Annotated in this window: 10 protein-coding genes and 3 pseudogenes; 9 read left to right on the top strand and 4 right to left on the bottom strand. The window is 74.0% G+C overall.

All coding sequences use genetic code 11. The features are described from left to right. Positions 1-7: 7 nt before the first annotated feature. Positions 8-1,603, bottom strand: a complete 1,596-nt coding sequence (locus QC826_RS17225) for a class I adenylate-forming enzyme family protein (protein ID WP_279761714.1) — start codon at positions 1,601-1,603, stop codon at positions 8-10. Positions 1,604-1,691: 88 nt separating this feature from the next. Next, the gene (locus QC826_RS17220; protein ID WP_279761713.1) at positions 1,692-2,054 is read right to left on the bottom strand and encodes a flagellar basal body protein; all 363 of its coding nucleotides are present in this window, start codon (positions 2,052-2,054) and stop codon (positions 1,692-1,694) included. Between the two features lie 131 nt (positions 2,055-2,185). Here QC826_RS17220 and QC826_RS17215 point away from each other — a divergent pair, with 131 nt between their 5' ends. The 9 genes and pseudogenes from QC826_RS17215 (at position 2,186) to trxC (ending at position 12,411) form a co-directional block, all read left to right on the top strand. Next, the gene (locus QC826_RS17215; protein WP_279761712.1) at positions 2,186-2,854 is read left to right on the top strand and encodes an SOS response-associated peptidase; all 669 of its coding nucleotides are present in this window, start codon (positions 2,186-2,188) and stop codon (positions 2,852-2,854) included. 143 nt (positions 2,855-2,997) lie between these two features. Then, positions 2,998-4,850: pseudogene (locus QC826_RS17210) on the top strand (NADH-ubiquinone oxidoreductase-F iron-sulfur binding region domain-containing protein). Then, positions 4,847-7,679: pseudogene (gene fdhF, locus QC826_RS17205) on the top strand (formate dehydrogenase subunit alpha). The pseudogenes QC826_RS17210 and fdhF overlap by 4 nt, the downstream one beginning before the upstream one ends. Next, a complete protein-coding gene (locus QC826_RS17200) occupies positions 7,676-8,578 on the top strand; it encodes a formate dehydrogenase accessory sulfurtransferase FdhD (protein WP_279761711.1) in 903 nt (300 codons plus the stop codon). The pseudogene fdhF and the gene QC826_RS17200 overlap by 4 nt, the downstream one beginning before the upstream one ends. Then, positions 8,578-9,285 (top strand): ABC transporter permease, encoded by a 708-nt coding sequence (locus tag QC826_RS17195; RefSeq protein WP_279761710.1) that lies wholly within the window; start codon positions 8,578-8,580, stop codon positions 9,283-9,285. The genes QC826_RS17200 and QC826_RS17195 overlap by 1 nt, the downstream gene beginning before the upstream one ends. Further along, positions 9,282-9,935, top strand: a complete 654-nt coding sequence (locus tag QC826_RS17190) for an energy-coupling factor ABC transporter ATP-binding protein (RefSeq protein ID WP_279761709.1) — start codon at positions 9,282-9,284, stop codon at positions 9,933-9,935. The genes QC826_RS17195 and QC826_RS17190 overlap by 4 nt, the downstream gene beginning before the upstream one ends. A 32-nt stretch (positions 9,936-9,967) precedes the next feature. Continuing rightward, positions 9,968-10,780, top strand: a complete 813-nt coding sequence (locus QC826_RS17185) for a substrate-binding domain-containing protein (protein ID WP_279761708.1) — start codon at positions 9,968-9,970, stop codon at positions 10,778-10,780. A 245-nt stretch (positions 10,781-11,025) separates the two neighbouring features. Continuing rightward, positions 11,026-11,688, top strand: coding sequence for a phasin family protein (locus QC826_RS17180; RefSeq protein WP_279761707.1), 663 nt, complete (start codon positions 11,026-11,028; stop codon positions 11,686-11,688). Between the two features lie 260 nt (positions 11,689-11,948). Continuing rightward, positions 11,949-12,411, top strand: a pseudogene (gene trxC, locus QC826_RS17175) (thioredoxin TrxC). 22 nt (positions 12,412-12,433) lie between these two features. On the opposite strand, the gene QC826_RS17170 reads toward trxC, so the two are convergent. After that, positions 12,434-13,330, bottom strand: a complete 897-nt coding sequence (locus tag QC826_RS17170) for an ACP S-malonyltransferase (protein WP_279761706.1) — start codon at positions 13,328-13,330, stop codon at positions 12,434-12,436. Beyond that, positions 13,327-14,337 carry a triphosphoribosyl-dephospho-CoA synthase gene (locus tag QC826_RS17165; protein WP_409567657.1) on the bottom strand — a complete coding sequence of 337 codons (1,011 nt, stop codon included), beginning with the start codon at positions 14,335-14,337 and terminating at the stop codon, positions 13,327-13,329. The genes QC826_RS17170 and QC826_RS17165 overlap by 4 nt, the downstream gene beginning before the upstream one ends. Positions 14,338-14,396: the final 59 nt, after the last annotated feature.

The raw sequence follows: 14,396 nt of genomic DNA, 5'->3' as shown, positions 1-14,396 counted from the left end.
TGGCGGCCTATTGCCCGGCCGGGCGCAGCTCGCGCGCCAGCTCGCGCAGCCGGCCCTTGAGCACCTTGCCGCTGGCCGCCGCCGGCAGCGCCGCCATGACGACGATGCGCGCCGGCCGCTTGTAGGGCGCCAGCCCGGCCGCCAGGTGGGCGTGCAGCGCGCCTTCCGTTATTGTATGGCGTGGATCGATTTCGACAAAGGCCACCACCTCCTCGTCGCCGTCGGCGCCGTCGCGTCCGACCACCGCCGACTGGCCCACCGCCGGGTGGGCGTTGAGCACCGTCTCGACCTCCAGCGGGTAGACGCTGAAGCCGCAGCGGATGATCAGCTCCTTGCTGCGGCCGGCGATGAACAGGGCGCCGTCGGCGCCGCGCCGGGCCAGGTCGCCGGTGGCCAGCCAGCCGCCGGGGCGCAACGCCGCCGCCGTCTGGGCCGGCTCGCGGTAGTAGCCGAGCATGACGTTGGGGCCGCGCACCCACAGCTCGCCGACAGCGCCGGGCGCCGCCTCGGCGCCTTCGGCGCCGACCAGGCGCGTCTGCACGCCGGGGATGGCCATGCCGACCGAGGTGTCGGCGCGCGGCCGTTGCAGGTCGGTCTGGCTGATGGTCGGCGCGCTCTCGGTCATGCCGTAGCCGTTGTGCAGCGGCAGGCCGAACAGGCGTTCGACGTCGGCCTTCAGGCCCGGCGTCAGCGGCGAGCCGCCGGCGTAGATGAAGCGCAGCCGCGCCGGCAGCGCCGCCGTGGCGGCGGCCGGCGCCGCCAGCAGGCGGGCGTACATCGCCGGCACGCCCTGGACGATGGTCAGGCCGTCGTCGCGCACGGCGGCCAGCAGCGCCTGCGGGTCGAAACGGGCGGCCAGCTGCAGGCAGGCGCCGGCGTACAGCGTGCCCAGCATCACCGAGGCCAGGCCGTAGACGTGCGAGATCGGCAGCACGCCGTAGGCGCGGTCCTGCGGGCCCAGGCCGCGCAGCGTGCTCGAGACGGCGGCGATGAACAGCAGGTTGCGGTGGCTCAGCATCACGCCCTTGGGCTGGCCGGTGGTGCCGGTGGTGTAGACCAGGGCGGCGGCCTGGGCGGCGCCGTCGGCGTGCACCGGCGCCGGGGCGCAGGCCGCGTCGAGCGGGCCGACCCGGCAGCGCGCCAGCGCGTCGAAGGCGCCGCCGCCAAGGCTTGCGCCACCGTCCGGCGCGGCGCCGTGGCGCGCCGCGTGGCCGTCCGCCTCGGCCGAACCGGCCGTGTAGAGCACGCGGCGGGCGCCGCTGTGGGCGCGGATCTGGTCCAGTTCTGGCGCCGACAGGCGGCTGTTGACCAGCACGATCCAGGCGTCGACGCTGGCGGCGGCGAAGCACAGCACCACCTGTTCGAGGCAGTTCTCGCCGACCACCATCAGCCGGTCGCCCGGCCGCAGGCCCAGCGCGCGCAGCCGCGCGGCGGCGGCGTCGACGGCCGCCGCCAGGGCGGCGTAGCTCAGTTGGCGCACGCCGTCGCGCAGCGCCGGCGCGTCCGGCGTGCGCGCCGCCCAGTGGGCCGGAATGGCGCTCAGGCGCGCCGGCAGGGCGGCCAGCAGGGCCGCCGTGTCCTCGATGTCGTTGATGGGTTCCATGCGCCATTGTAACGGCGCGGGCCGCCCCGGCGCCAATCGGCGCGGACGTGGCCGGCCCGGGCGGCCGCGCGGCGCCGCCCCCGGGGGCTCAGGCCTTGGTGTCGATCAGCGTGCCGAGCCGCTCGTCGGCCGCCTGCACCACCTTGGCCGACAGCGCCGCCTGCGCCTTGTAGACCAGCGAGTTGCCCAGTTCCTTGGCCAGGTCGGTGCCGCTGGGCCGCTCGCCGGCCTGGGCTTGCTGCAGCGCCTGGGTCTGCGCCGCGCCGGACAGGGCCTGGCCCTGCACCGACAGGGTCACGCCGGTGCCGGCCGGGCCGGCCTCCTGGAAGCTGGCCCGCTGCGGCGCGAAGCCGGCGGTGTTGGCGTTGGCGACGTTGTGCGCCGCCACGTCCAGCGCGCGCTGGTTGGCGGTCAGGCCGGAGACCCCGGCGGAGAGGGCGTTGAATCCCATGATGTTTCCCTTCGGCAATAAGCGCCAGTGTACACCGATTCGGCCGTCCGCGCGCGTGTTCCGCCACATTGTTCCGCCACATTCCTGCCACATTTTTCGGCAGCGCCGCGCCGCCTTGCTACAATCGCCCCATGTGTGGACGCTTCGACCAAAACGACATCTCCAGGGGCACCCTGGCCGCCTTCGGCTGGGCCGACGCGGCCTGGCACTGCGCCGCCGAGCCCACCCGCAACGCCGCGCCCGGCAGCCGCCGCGCCGTGCTGCACCGCCACGCCGGCGCGCCCCGGCTCGACGAGCTGTACTGGGGCTACCGGCCCGACTGGGCGGCCGGCCGGGTGCCGCTGGCCTACCAGGCGCGGCTCGAGAAGGCGCACGGCGGCTACTGGCGCCGCCTGCTCGAGCACGGCCGCGCGCTGGTGCCCGTCAACGGCTGGTACGAGTGGACCGGCGCCAAGGGCGCGCGCCAGCCCTGGCACATCCACCGCCGCGACGGCCAGCCCTTCCTGCTGCTGGCGCTGGCCAGCTTCGAGGCCGTCCAACACCACCCGGCCGAGGCCGGCTTCGTGCTGCTGACCGCCGAGGCGGGCGGCGGCCTGGTCGACCTGCACGACCGCCGCCCGCTGGTGCTGGCCGCCGAAGACGCCGCCGCCTGGCTCGACCCGGACCTGTCGGGGCGGCAGGCGGCGCGGCTGGCCGCCGCGCTGGCGCTCGGCGCCGAGCACTTCGCCTGGCACCCGGTCAGTGCCGATTTGCAACACGTGGTCGCGCCGCCGCCCGTCCAGCTCGGCCTGCCGCTGTAGCGGCCGGCCCGGCCGCTACAGCGGCAGGGGCGCGGCCTTGTCCAAGCGCGGCGCTCGTAGTAAGGTGCTATTCCATGGGCCGCCGCCACAACCGGGGCGCGGCCCGGGCGCCGGGCCGGCCCCCACGACAACCAGGACAGAGCATGAATCAGACGGTCATTCCGATTGTGGTTCAAGGCAAGGGGCAGGGCGCCGCCCGCCAGCGCAAGCGCGAGCGCCCACGCGGCCGCCGCGCCGAGCCGGCGGCGCTGGCCGAGATCCACGCCCTGCTGGCCGGCCGGGCGCTGCGGCCCGAGCTGTTGATCGAGCACCTGCACGCCATCCAAGACCGCTACGGCGCCTTGTCGGCCGCCCACCTGGCCGCGCTGGCCCAGCTGATGCGCCTGCCGCAGGCCCAAGTCTACGAGGTGGCCAGCTTCTACCACCATTTCGACATCGTCAAGGAGGGCCAGGCCGCGCCGCCGGCGCTCACCGTGCGCGTCTGCGACGGCCTGTCCTGCGAGATGGCCGGCGCCGGCGCGCTGCTGGCGCGCCTGCCGGCCCTGCTCGGCGCCGAGGTGCGCGTGCTGGCCGCGCCCTGCGTCGGCCGCTGCGAGCAGGCCCGGCCGCGCTGGTCGGACAGCTGGCGCAGGGCCGCGCCAGCGAGGCGTCGCTGGCCGCCGCCGTCGCCGACGCCTTCGCCGCCGCCGCCGAGATAGCGGCCGCCAGCGTGCCCGCGTCCGTAGCAGCGCCTACGCCTACGCCGGCACCTGCACCGGCCGCCGCCGCTCCGCCGGCCGTTCCCGCCGGCGCCGCCATGCGCGCCGCCGTCAGCGCCGTGCCGCCGGCCGGCTACATCGACTACCCGGCCTACCAAGCGCGGGGCGGCTACGCGCTGCTGCGCGACTGCGTCGACGGCGTGCGCGGCGCCGAGCAGCTGCTCGCCACCATGGAGGACTCCGGCCTGCGCGGCCTGGGCGGCGCAGGTTTCCCGGCCGGCCGCAAATGGCGCATCGTGCGCGCCGAGGCCGGGCCGCGCCTGCTGGCCGTCAACCTCGACGAGGGCGAGCCGGGCACCTTCAAGGACCGCCACTACCTCGAGCGCGACCCGCACCGCTTCCTCGAGGGCATGTTGGTGGCCGCCTGGGCGGTCGGCGCCGCCACCGTCTACATCTACCTGCGCGACGAATACCACGCCTGCCGCGCCATGCTGGCGATGGAGCTGGCCCGCCTGCGCGCCGAGCCGCCGGCCGGCCCGCTGCCCGAGATCGTGTTGCGCCGCGGCGCCGGCGCCTACATCTGCGGCGAGGAGTCGGCCATGCTCGAATCGATCGAGGGCAGGCGCGGCATGCCGCGCCTGCGCCCGCCCTACGTCGCCCAGCGCGGCCTGTTCGGCCGGCCCACCCTGGTGCACAACTTCGAAACCCTGTACTGGGTGCGCGACATCGTCGAGCGCGGCGCCGCCTGGCTCGCCGGCCAGGGCCACCACGGCCACCACGGCCGCCACGGCCTGCGCTCGTTCAGCGTGTCGGGCCGGGTGCGTCTGCCGGGCGTCAAGCTGGCGCCGGCCGGCATCACCGTGCAGCAGCTGATCGACGAGCATTGCGGCGGCATGGCCGACGGCCACGCGCTGTACGCCTATCTGCCGGGCGGCGCCTCGGGTGGCATCCTGCCGGCGGCGCTGAACCAGCTGCCGCTCGACTTCGACACGCTGCAACCGTACGGCTGCTTCATCGGTTCGGCGGCGGTGGTGGTGCTGTCGCAGCACGACTCTGCGCTGGCGGCGGCGCGCAACGCCATGCGCTTCTTCCAGCACGAGTCCTGCGGCCAGTGCACGCCGTGCCGGGTCGGCACGGCCAAGGCGGCCGCGCTGATCGGGCAAGCCAAGTGGGACACGGCGCTGCTGGCCGAGCTGGGCCAACTGATGCGCGACGCCTCCATCTGCGGCCTGGGCCAGGCCGCGCCCAATCCGGTCGACTGCGTAGTGCGCTACTTCGCGCAGGAGTTGGCGCCATGAGCCCGCGCGCGAGCCGCCCGGCCGGCGCGCCGCTGAGCTTCGAGCTGAACGGCCGCCAGGTCGCCGCCGACGCCGGCGAGACCTTGCTCGAGGTGGCCGACCGCGAGGGCGTGGCGATCCCGCGCCTGTGCCACCGCGACGGCATGGCGGACGTCGGCAACTGCCGCGCCTGCATGGTGGAGATCGCCGGCGAGCGCGTGCTGGCGCCGTCCTGCTGCCGCCATCCGGCCGAGGGCATGCGGGTGAGCACCGACAGCGCGCGCGCCGTGGCGGCGCAGAAACTGGTGCTCGAACTGCTGCTGTCGGACATGCCGGCCACCGCCCATGGCCGCCACAACGAGCTCGACGAGTGGGCCGCCGCGCTCGGCGTCGGCCGGCCCCGTTTCGCCCCCCGCGTCCAGCCGCCGCGCGACCTGTCGCACGCCGCCATCGCCGTCAACCTGGACGCCTGCATCCAGTGCACCCGCTGCGTGCGCGCCTGCCGCGACGAGCAGGTCAACGACGTCATCGGCCTGGCCTTCCGTGGCGACCGCGCCGCCATCGTCTTCGACATGGCCGACGCCATGGGCGAGTCGAGCTGCGTGGCCTGCGGCGAATGCGTGCAGGCCTGCCCGACCGGCGCCCTGGCGCCGGCGCGCGGCGCCGCGCTGGCCGAGGCGGACCAGCAGGTGGCGTCGGTCTGCCCCTACTGCGGCGTCGGCTGCCAGCTGACCTACCACGTCAGCGACAACCGCATCGCCCACGTCGAGGGACGCGACGGCCCGGCCAACCACGGCCGCCTGTGCGTCAAGGGCCGCTACGGCTTCGACTACGCCAACCATCCGCAGCGCCTGACGGTGCCGCTGGTGCGCCGCGCCGACGCGCCGCCCAAGCGCGGCGACGCGGAGATGGACCCGTCGCGTGTGATGGAGCTGTTCCGCGAGGCCAGCTGGGACGAGGCGCTGGCGCTGGCCTGCGGCGGCCTGGCGCGGCTGCGCGACGGCCACGGCAAGGGCGCGCTGGCCGGCTTCGGCTCGGCCAAGGGCAGCAACGAAGAGGCCTACCTGTTCCAGAAGCTGGTGCGCACCGGCTTCGGCAGCAACAACGTCGACCACTGCACCCGGCTGTGCCACGCCTCGTCGGTGGCGGCCCTGCTCGAAGGCATAGGCTCGGCCGCCGTCTCCAACCCGGTGCGCGACGTGGCCAAGGCCGAGGTGGTGATCGTCATCGGCGCCAACCCCAGCGTCAACCACCCGGTGGCGGCGACCTGGATCAAGAACGCCGTGCGCGGCGGCACCAGGCTGATCGTCTGCGATCCGCGCCGCTCCGAGCTGTCGCGCCTGGCCCACCGCTACCTGCAGTTCACACCCGACACCGACGTCGCCCTGCTCAACGCGATGATGCACGTGATCGTCGCCGAGGCACCTGGTCGACCGCGACTTCATCGCCGCCCGCACCGTCGGCTACGCCGAGCTGGAACGCAACGTGGCCGCCTACAGCCCCGAGCTGATGGCGCCCATCTGCGGCGTGCCGGCCGAGACCATCCGCTACGTGGCGCGGCTGTACGCCAGCTCGAAGGCCTCGATGATCCTGTGGGGCATGGGCATCTCGCAGCACGTCCACGGCACCGACAACGCCCGCTGCCTGATCGCGCTGGCGCTGATGACCGGGCAGATCGGCCGGCCCGGCACCGGCCTGCATCCGCTGCGCGGCCAGAACAACGTGCAGGGCGCCTCCGACGCCGGCCTGATCCCGATGATGTACCCCGACTACCAGCGGGTCGACAACCCGGCCGCGCGCGCCCGCTTCGAACAGGCCTGGGGCGTGGCGCTGGATCCGCGCCCCGGCCTGACGGTGGTCGAGGTGATGCACGCGATCACACGCGGCGAGGTGCGCGGCATGTACATCATGGGCGAGAACCCGGCCATGTCCGACCCGGACGCCAACCACGCCCGCGCCTCGCTCGCCGCGTTGGAACACCTGGTGGTGCAGGACATCTTCCTCACCGAGACGGCCTACCTGGCCGACGTCATCCTGCCGGCCAGCGCCTTCCCCGAAAAGACCGGCAGCTTCACCAACACCGACCGGCTGGTGCAGATGGGCCGCCAGGCGCTGCAACCGCCCGGCCAGGCGCGCCAGGACTTGTGGATCATCGTCGAAATGGCCAAGCGGCTCGGCCTGGACTGGCGCTACAGCGGGCCGGCCGAGGTGTTCGAGGAGATGCGCCAGACCATGCCCAGCATCGCCGGCATCAGCTGGGACAGGTTGGAGCGCGAGCACGCCGTCACCTATCCCTGCCTGCACGAGGGCGATCCCGGCGAGGCGGTGGTGTTCACCGCCAGCTTCCCGCGCGAGACGGGGCGGGCGCGCTTCGTCCCGGCCGACATCATCCCGGCCGACGAGCGGCCCGACGCCGACTACCCGCTGGTGCTGATCACCGGCCGCCAGCTGGAGCACTGGCACACCGGCAGCATGACGCGGCGCAGCGCCGTGCTCGACGCGCTGGAACCGGACCCGGTGGCGCTGGTCCACCCGCTCGACCTGGCCGCGCTGGGCGGCCGCCCGGGCGACGTGCTGACCCTGGAGTCGCGCCGGGGCAGGGTGGCGCTGTACGCGCGCGCCGACGACAGCTCGCCGCGCGGCGCCGTCTTCGTGCCGTTCTGCTACTACGAGGCGGCCATCAACAAGCTCACCAACGCCGCGCTGGACCCCTTCGGCAAGATCCCCGAGTTCAAATACTGCGCCGTCCGCGCCACGCTGGGCGGCACGCTGGCGGCGCAGGGCAGCTTCGGCGGCGGCCAGGTGCTCGACGCCTTGGGCGAGGGGCCGGCGGCGGAGCCGCAGCCATGAGCGGCCCGCAGCTGTCGAACGCCAGCGCCGCGCTGACCCACGAGGTCGAGGTGCTCGACGAGCGCGGCCGCCGCTCGACCATTGCCATCCCGGCCGAACGGCCGCTCACCGTCTATGTCGACAAGCGCGAGCTGGTCACCCTGATGACGCTGGGCGGCGCGCCCGAGGCGCTGGTGCTGGGCTACCTGCGCAACCAGCGCCTGGTGGCCGCGCTCGACGAGGTGCTGTCGGTGCAGGTCGACTGGTCGGTCGACGCCGCCGCCGTCGTCACCCGCCACGGCATCGCCGACCTCGACCAGCGCACCGCCCAGCGCGTGGTGACCACCGGCTGCGGCCAGGGTTCCGTGTTCGGCGGCCTGATGGACGACGTCGATCAACTGTCCCTGCCGGCCGATGCGCGGCTGCGCCAGTCCACCGTCTACCGCATCGTCGAAACGATACGCGGCCAGCAGTCGATCTACAAAAAAGCCGGCTCGGTGCACGGCTGCGCGCTGTTCTCGGCCGGCGGCGAGCTGCTCTACTTCGTCGAGGACGTCGGCCGCCACAACGCGGTCGACGCCATCGCCGGCCGCATGTGGCTCGACGGCGTGGCCGGCGCCGACAAGGTCTTCTACACCACCGGCCGGCTCACCTCGGAGATGGTGATCAAGGGCGCGCAGATGGGCATCCCCTTCCTGCTGTCGCGTTCGGGCACCACGCAGATGGGCCACATGGTGGCCGAGCGGGTCGGCATGGCGCTGCTGGCGCGCTGCACCGGCACCCACTTCCTGCTGCTGACCGGCCAGCAGCGCCTGCTGTTCGAGCCGCAACTGCTGGCCGCGCCGGCGCCGGCCGTGGGACAGGCCGTGGGACAGGCCATGGGACAGGCCACGTTGCCGGCCACGGCGGCGGCCGACTGATGCCGCTGTTCGAGGCCACCCGCGCCGCCTTCGCGCTGCTGCTGTCGGGCGACGCGGCGCTGTGGCTGATCGTCTGGACCTCGCTCAAGACCTGCCTGCTGGCGCTGCTGCTGGCGGCGCCGCCCGCCGTGCTGGCCGCCTACGCCCTGGCCAGCCGGCGCTTCCCCGGCCGGCGCCTGCTGATCTGGCTGGCCCAGGCCGCGCAGGCGCTGCCGACGGTGTTGATCGGACTGCTGCTCTACCTGCTGCTGACGCGCCACGGCCCGCTGGGCGGCCTGCACTGGCTGTTCGCCCAACCCGGCATGGTCGCCGGCCAGGTCTTGATCGCGCCGCCGGTGCTGCTGGCCTTCACGCTGGCGGCGCTGCAGGCGGCCGACCCGCGCTACGCCGAGACGGCGCTGGCCCACGGCGCCTCCGCTTGGCGGGTGATGCTGACCGTGCTGCACGAGGTGCGCTTCGGCGTCGTCGCGGCGCTGGTCAGCGGCTTCGGCCGGGTGATCTCCGAGGTCGGCTGCGCGCTCATGGTGGGCGGCAACATCGCCGGCGCCACGCGCACCATCACCACCGCCATCGCGCTGGAGACCAGCAAGGGCGAGTTCGCCCAGGGCATCGCGCTCGGCCTGGTGCTGGTCGCGCTGGCGCTGGCGATGAACGGCGCCTTGCTGCTGCTGCAGGGCGACGCCCATGGCGCACGGGGCCGGCGGTGACGGCGCTGCTCAGCATTGGCCGGCTGCGCCTGCGCCACGGCGCCCGCGAGCTGTTCGACCTGGCCGACTTCCACCTCGACGCCGCCCGCGCCTACGTGCTCACCGGCGTCAACGGCGCCGGCAAGAGCGGCCTGCTGCGCGCCCTGGCCGGGCTGGAGCGGGCCGAGGCCGAGCAGCTGGTGTTCGCCGGACGCGCGCTGGCGCTGGCGCCGTATCCGCGCGCCATGCGCGAGGCCGTCGTCTACGTGCACCAGGAGCCGGTGATGTTCTCCACCAGCGTGGCGGCCAACATCGGCTACGGCCTGAGGGCGCGCGGCGTGGCGCCGGGGCGCGCGGCGCCGCTGGTGGCGGCGGCCATGGCCTGGGCCGGCGTCGAGCACCTGCGCGACTTCGATCCGGCCACGCTGTCGGGCGGCGAGCGCCAGCGTGTCGCGCTGGCCCGCGCCAAGGTGCTGGCGCCGCGCCTGCTGCTGCTCGACGAGCCGACCGCCAACCTGGACGGCACAGCCCGCGAGCAGGTCATCGCGCTGATCCCGCAACTGCTGGCCGGCGGCGCCAGCGTGGTGATGGCCTGCCACGACCGCGACCTGATCGGCCTGCCCGGGGTGAGCCGCCTCAAGCTGCGCGACGGCCGCATCGAGTACCGTTGAGACCCATCCACCCCGACCACAAGGAAGCAGCCATGCGACTCCTCCATCCCCTCCTGCGCGGCGTCCTGGCCGCCTGCCTGGCGCTGTGCTGCCAGCCGCCGGCCCTGGCGCAGCAGGCGCTGCGCCTGTCCACCACCACCAGCACCGAGAATTCCGGCCTGCTGGCCCACCTGCTGCCGCAGTTCGAGGCCGACAGCGGCCTGCGCGTGCAGGTCATCGCCGTCGGCAGCGGCAAGGCGCTGGAGCTGGCCAAGAACGGCGACGTCGACGTGGCGCTGGTGCACGCCCGCGCCGCCGAGGACAAGTTCGTCGCCGACGGCCACGGCGTCGAGCGGCGCGACGTGATGTACAACGACTTCGTCGTGGTCGGCCCGGCCGCCGACCCGAGCGGCGCGCGCGGCCGCGACGTGCTGGCCGCCTTCCGCCGCATCGCCGCCGGGCCGGCCCGCTTCGTCTCGCGCGGCGACAACTCCGGCACCGAGCAAATGGAGCAGAGCTACTGGCGGCTGGCCGGTGCGCGCCCGCCGGCGGCGCGCTACGTGGCGGCCGGGCAGGGCATGGGCGAGGTGCTCAACATGGCCGCCGAGCTGCAGGCCTACACGCTGGCCGACCGCGCCACCTTCAGCACCTACAAGGCGCGCACCGGACTGGAAATATTGGTCGAGGGCGACGCGCGCATGTTCAACCCCTACGGCATCATCGCGGTCAATCCGGCGCGCCACCCGGGCGTCAACATCCAGGGCGCGCGGCGGTTGAGCGAGTGGCTCACCTCGGCGGCGGGACGGCGCGGCATCGCCGCCTTCCGGCCCGCCGGCCAGCAGCTGTTCTTCCCCTCGACGCGCTAGCGGGCGCGGCGGTGGGCGCCGCGCCCGCGCCTGAGGCCGGAGGTGCGCACGTTTGATTCAGATCATGCCTCGAAGGTGCTGCTCACGTAGCCTTGTGTCTCGCGCTGCAGACGCGAAGTCCGGTCCGGCGCCGTCCGCAGCGGCGTCCGGTCCGGCGCATGAGGCCATACCGGCGACACGTAAGCGGCCCGGATACACCGGCCGTCTTGCTTTCTTCAAACAAATTTCTATCATTCGAGGCATGTATGTATCCATTCACCCAAGCAGTCACCCCAGCCGCCAAAGACCACATGGAGGCGCATTTGTCGTTCTTTAACGACATGTCCAAATCGCTGTTCCGCACCATCCAGCAGTACAGCGACCTGAACATTCAGCTGGCCCAGACCATGTTGGAGGAGGGCGCGATGGCGGGCCAGCAGGCGATCATCGCCCACCGCCCGACGGAGGCCATCGCCGCCGCCGCCGCCCACGCCCAGCCGGCCGCCGAGAAGCTGCGCGCCTACCAGCAGCACGTCTCGCGCATCGCCGCCGACACCCATGTCGACCTGGCCAAGGTGGCCGAGGTGCATGTCGCCGAGACGGCCCGCACCGCCAAGGCGCTGGCCGACGAGGTGGCGCGCCTGGCGTCCGAGGAGACCGAGAAGACCGTGCGCAACCAGCAGGACGCCATGCGCAACTTCACCGACCCGTTCGAACGCTTCGCCGACGGCGGCATGCGCCACCAGCAGTCGCGCGGCAACGAGATGCGCGGCAGCTCGACGCTGCAGAGCGCCGGCCAGAACGGCGAGGGCCGCGAACGCGAGATGCAGGGCGGCAGCATGCAGGGTGGCAGCCACACCGGCACCCAGGGCTCCAGCACGGCGGCCAGCCAGGCGGGCAAGCAGCCCACTTCGCGCAAGGAAACCTGATCCGGCGGCGCCGCTCGGCCAGCGGCGAGCATCGGGGGGCGGACCCTCGGGGTCTGACCCTGGCGTTCCGCGCCTGGGCGGCGGGGGCGCCGCCGACGCCCCCGCCGCGGCTCAGGGCGTCTCGCGCAGCCAGGCGGCGATGGGCCCGGCCACCGCCGCGGCCTGTTCCCGTTGCGGAGCTGGTGCGGCCTGACTGACGCGGCGGCGCAATCTCTGCTAATCTTGTGTCCGTTCTTCGCCGCATAGACACAGGATCAGCCATGCCCGCCACCACCACCGCCCAAGCCGAATCGCTGCACATCGTTTGCCCCCACTGCGACGCCGTCAACCGCGTGCCGGCCGCCCGGCTGGCCCAGCAACCGACCTGCGGCAAGTGCCAGCGCGCGCTGTTCGACGGCCATCCCGCGGAGTTGTCGAGCGCGCGTTTCCTGAAGCACATCGAACGCAGCGACATCCCCGTGCTGGTCGACTTTTGGGCGCCGTGGTGCGGCCCCTGCCGCAGCATGGCGCCGTTCTACGCCCAGGCGGCCGCGCAGTTGGAGCCGCAGTTCCGCGTCGTCAAGGTCGACACCGAGGCGGCGCAGGAACCTGGCGGCGCGCTACGCGATCCGCAGCATTCCCACGCTGGCCTTGTTCCACCACGGCCGCGAGTTGGCGCGCCAGCCGGGCGCCATGGACACGGCCGGCATCCTGGCCTGGGCCAGGGCGAACAGCCGGCGCTAGCGCCGTCCGGCCAGCTGGCCGCTCAAGCGCACTCGCGCTCGATCCAGCCGGCCACGCCGGCGATGCTGCGGAAGTCGGCCACCGAGCGGCAGGCGATGTGCGGATGGCGCGCCCGCAGCATGCGCGACAGCGCCGCGCCCGGCCCCAGCTCCAGCGCCACGGTCACGCCGGCCTCGGCGCAGGCGTCCATGCAACCCATCCACAGGATCTTCTCGGCCAACTGGCGCGACAAGTGCTCGACCGCCTGCGCCTTGCCGCTGCCGGCCAGCGCGCTGATGCCGGCCAGCACCGGCGCGCGCATGGGGGCGAAGTCGGCGCCGCGCAGCAGCTCGGCGAACGGCGCCACCGCCGGCGCCATGTAGGGCGTGTGCGAGGCGACCGCCACCGGCAGGCGTTGGCAGCGTCCGCCCGCCGCCACGGCCTGGGCTTCGAGGGCGGCCAGCGCGGCGGCCGGCCCGCCGGCGATGCAGCCGTCCTCGCCGGTTTCGATGGCGACGTGGCAGGCGTGCGCGGCGCACAGCGCGGCGGCCTGGCGCAGCGACAGGCCGGACAAGGCCGCCAGCGCCTGCTCGGGCTGCGCCGCCAGGCAGGCGTCCATCAAACCGGCGCGCGCCTCGGCCAGCGCCAAGGTCTGGGCCGGCGTGAAGGCGCCGGCCACGCCGTAGGCCGCCAGCTCGCCGATGCTGTAGCCGGCCACCAGCGCCGGCCGCGGCAGCCTGTCGCGCAGCGCCTCCCAGGTGGCCAGCGTGCTGGCGACGATCAACTGCTGGGCGCCGCGGTTGTCGAACATCTGCTCCAGCGGCGGCAGGGCCAGCGAGTCGAGCAGGGCGGCGGCGCGCGGCTCGCCGCGCGCCAGATCGAACATCTGCGCGTGCTGGCCGCCCTGGCCGGGGCAGAGTATCAGCAGCCGGCTTCTCATGGCGGCGGTAGCGCGGACATGGCGTGCACCAGGCAGCTGGCGGCCAGCAGGTCGGCCGCGCCACCCGGCGACAGGCGCCGCCGCACGAACAGGCGGTGGCAGTCCAACGCCGCCTCGCGCCATTGCGGATGGCCGGTGCCGCCGAGGGCGATGAAGCGTTCGGCCTCGGCGCGCACCGTGCGCGCGCCCTCGGCGCCGCCGCGATGGTAGACGTTGGTGTCGCTGACGTGGGCCATCAGCGCGAACAGCGCGTCGACGCGGGCCTGCTGCATCGCCGCGCCGCGCGCCAGGCCGGCCCGCAGCGCCGGCAGGCCGATGTCGAACACCGACGGCAGGCCCAGCGCGCCTTCCTCGCGCGCGCCGCTGGCCGCGTGCAGCGCGGCGGCGCGCAGGCCGTGGCTGGACGTCGCGGCGTGGCGCGCGGCGTGGCCGGGAGACGAAGCGATGGCGCAATCGACGGCGGACTCGGCGCATGGCGCGGTGGCCGATTCGGCAACCCCGGCCGCCCCGGCCGGCTGTTCGATGGCGCCGCAGTGGGCCGCCAACTCGTCGCCCCAGCGTATCAACAGCACGGCGCGCAAGGCCGCCGGCGTCAAGGGCATGTTCTGCGCCGCGCCGCGCCCGGCCGCCGCGCACAACAGGCCCAGGCTGAAGATGGCGCCGCGATGGGTGTTGACGCCGCCGGTGGCGTGCAGCATCCGCGTCTCGGCCTCGATGCCCAGTTGCTTGAGCCGGACGAAGGGCGCGCCCTGTATGCCGGCCAGGCAGATGTGGCGGAAGTAGTGGCGCAGCGCGAACAGGCTGCGCAGGAAGGTGGCCGCGTTCATGTCGTCGTGGCTGCCGTTGTCGACCAGCGAGACCAGCCCCGGCTTGGGGTAGAGGCTCAACTCGGCGTACAGGCTGCGCACGGCGAGGCGGGCGACGGCGGCGGCGAAGGCGCGCTGGCGCCGCAGCTCCGCGCGGCGTAGTGGCGCCGGCAGCGACGCCGCAAAGCCCGCAACGTGCAAGCCAACGGGCCGTCCGAGGTCGGCGGTTCGGCCTGTTCGGCCTGTTCGGCCGCCCTGGT

Origin of the sequence: Rugamonas sp. DEMB1 (assembly GCF_029834475.1) — a bacterium.
Taxonomy (GTDB): Bacteria; Pseudomonadota; Gammaproteobacteria; order Burkholderiales; family Burkholderiaceae_D; genus Rugamonas; species Rugamonas rubra.
Note: the sequence above shows the minus strand (reverse complement) of the source record. Positions and strands in the feature narration are given on the sequence as shown.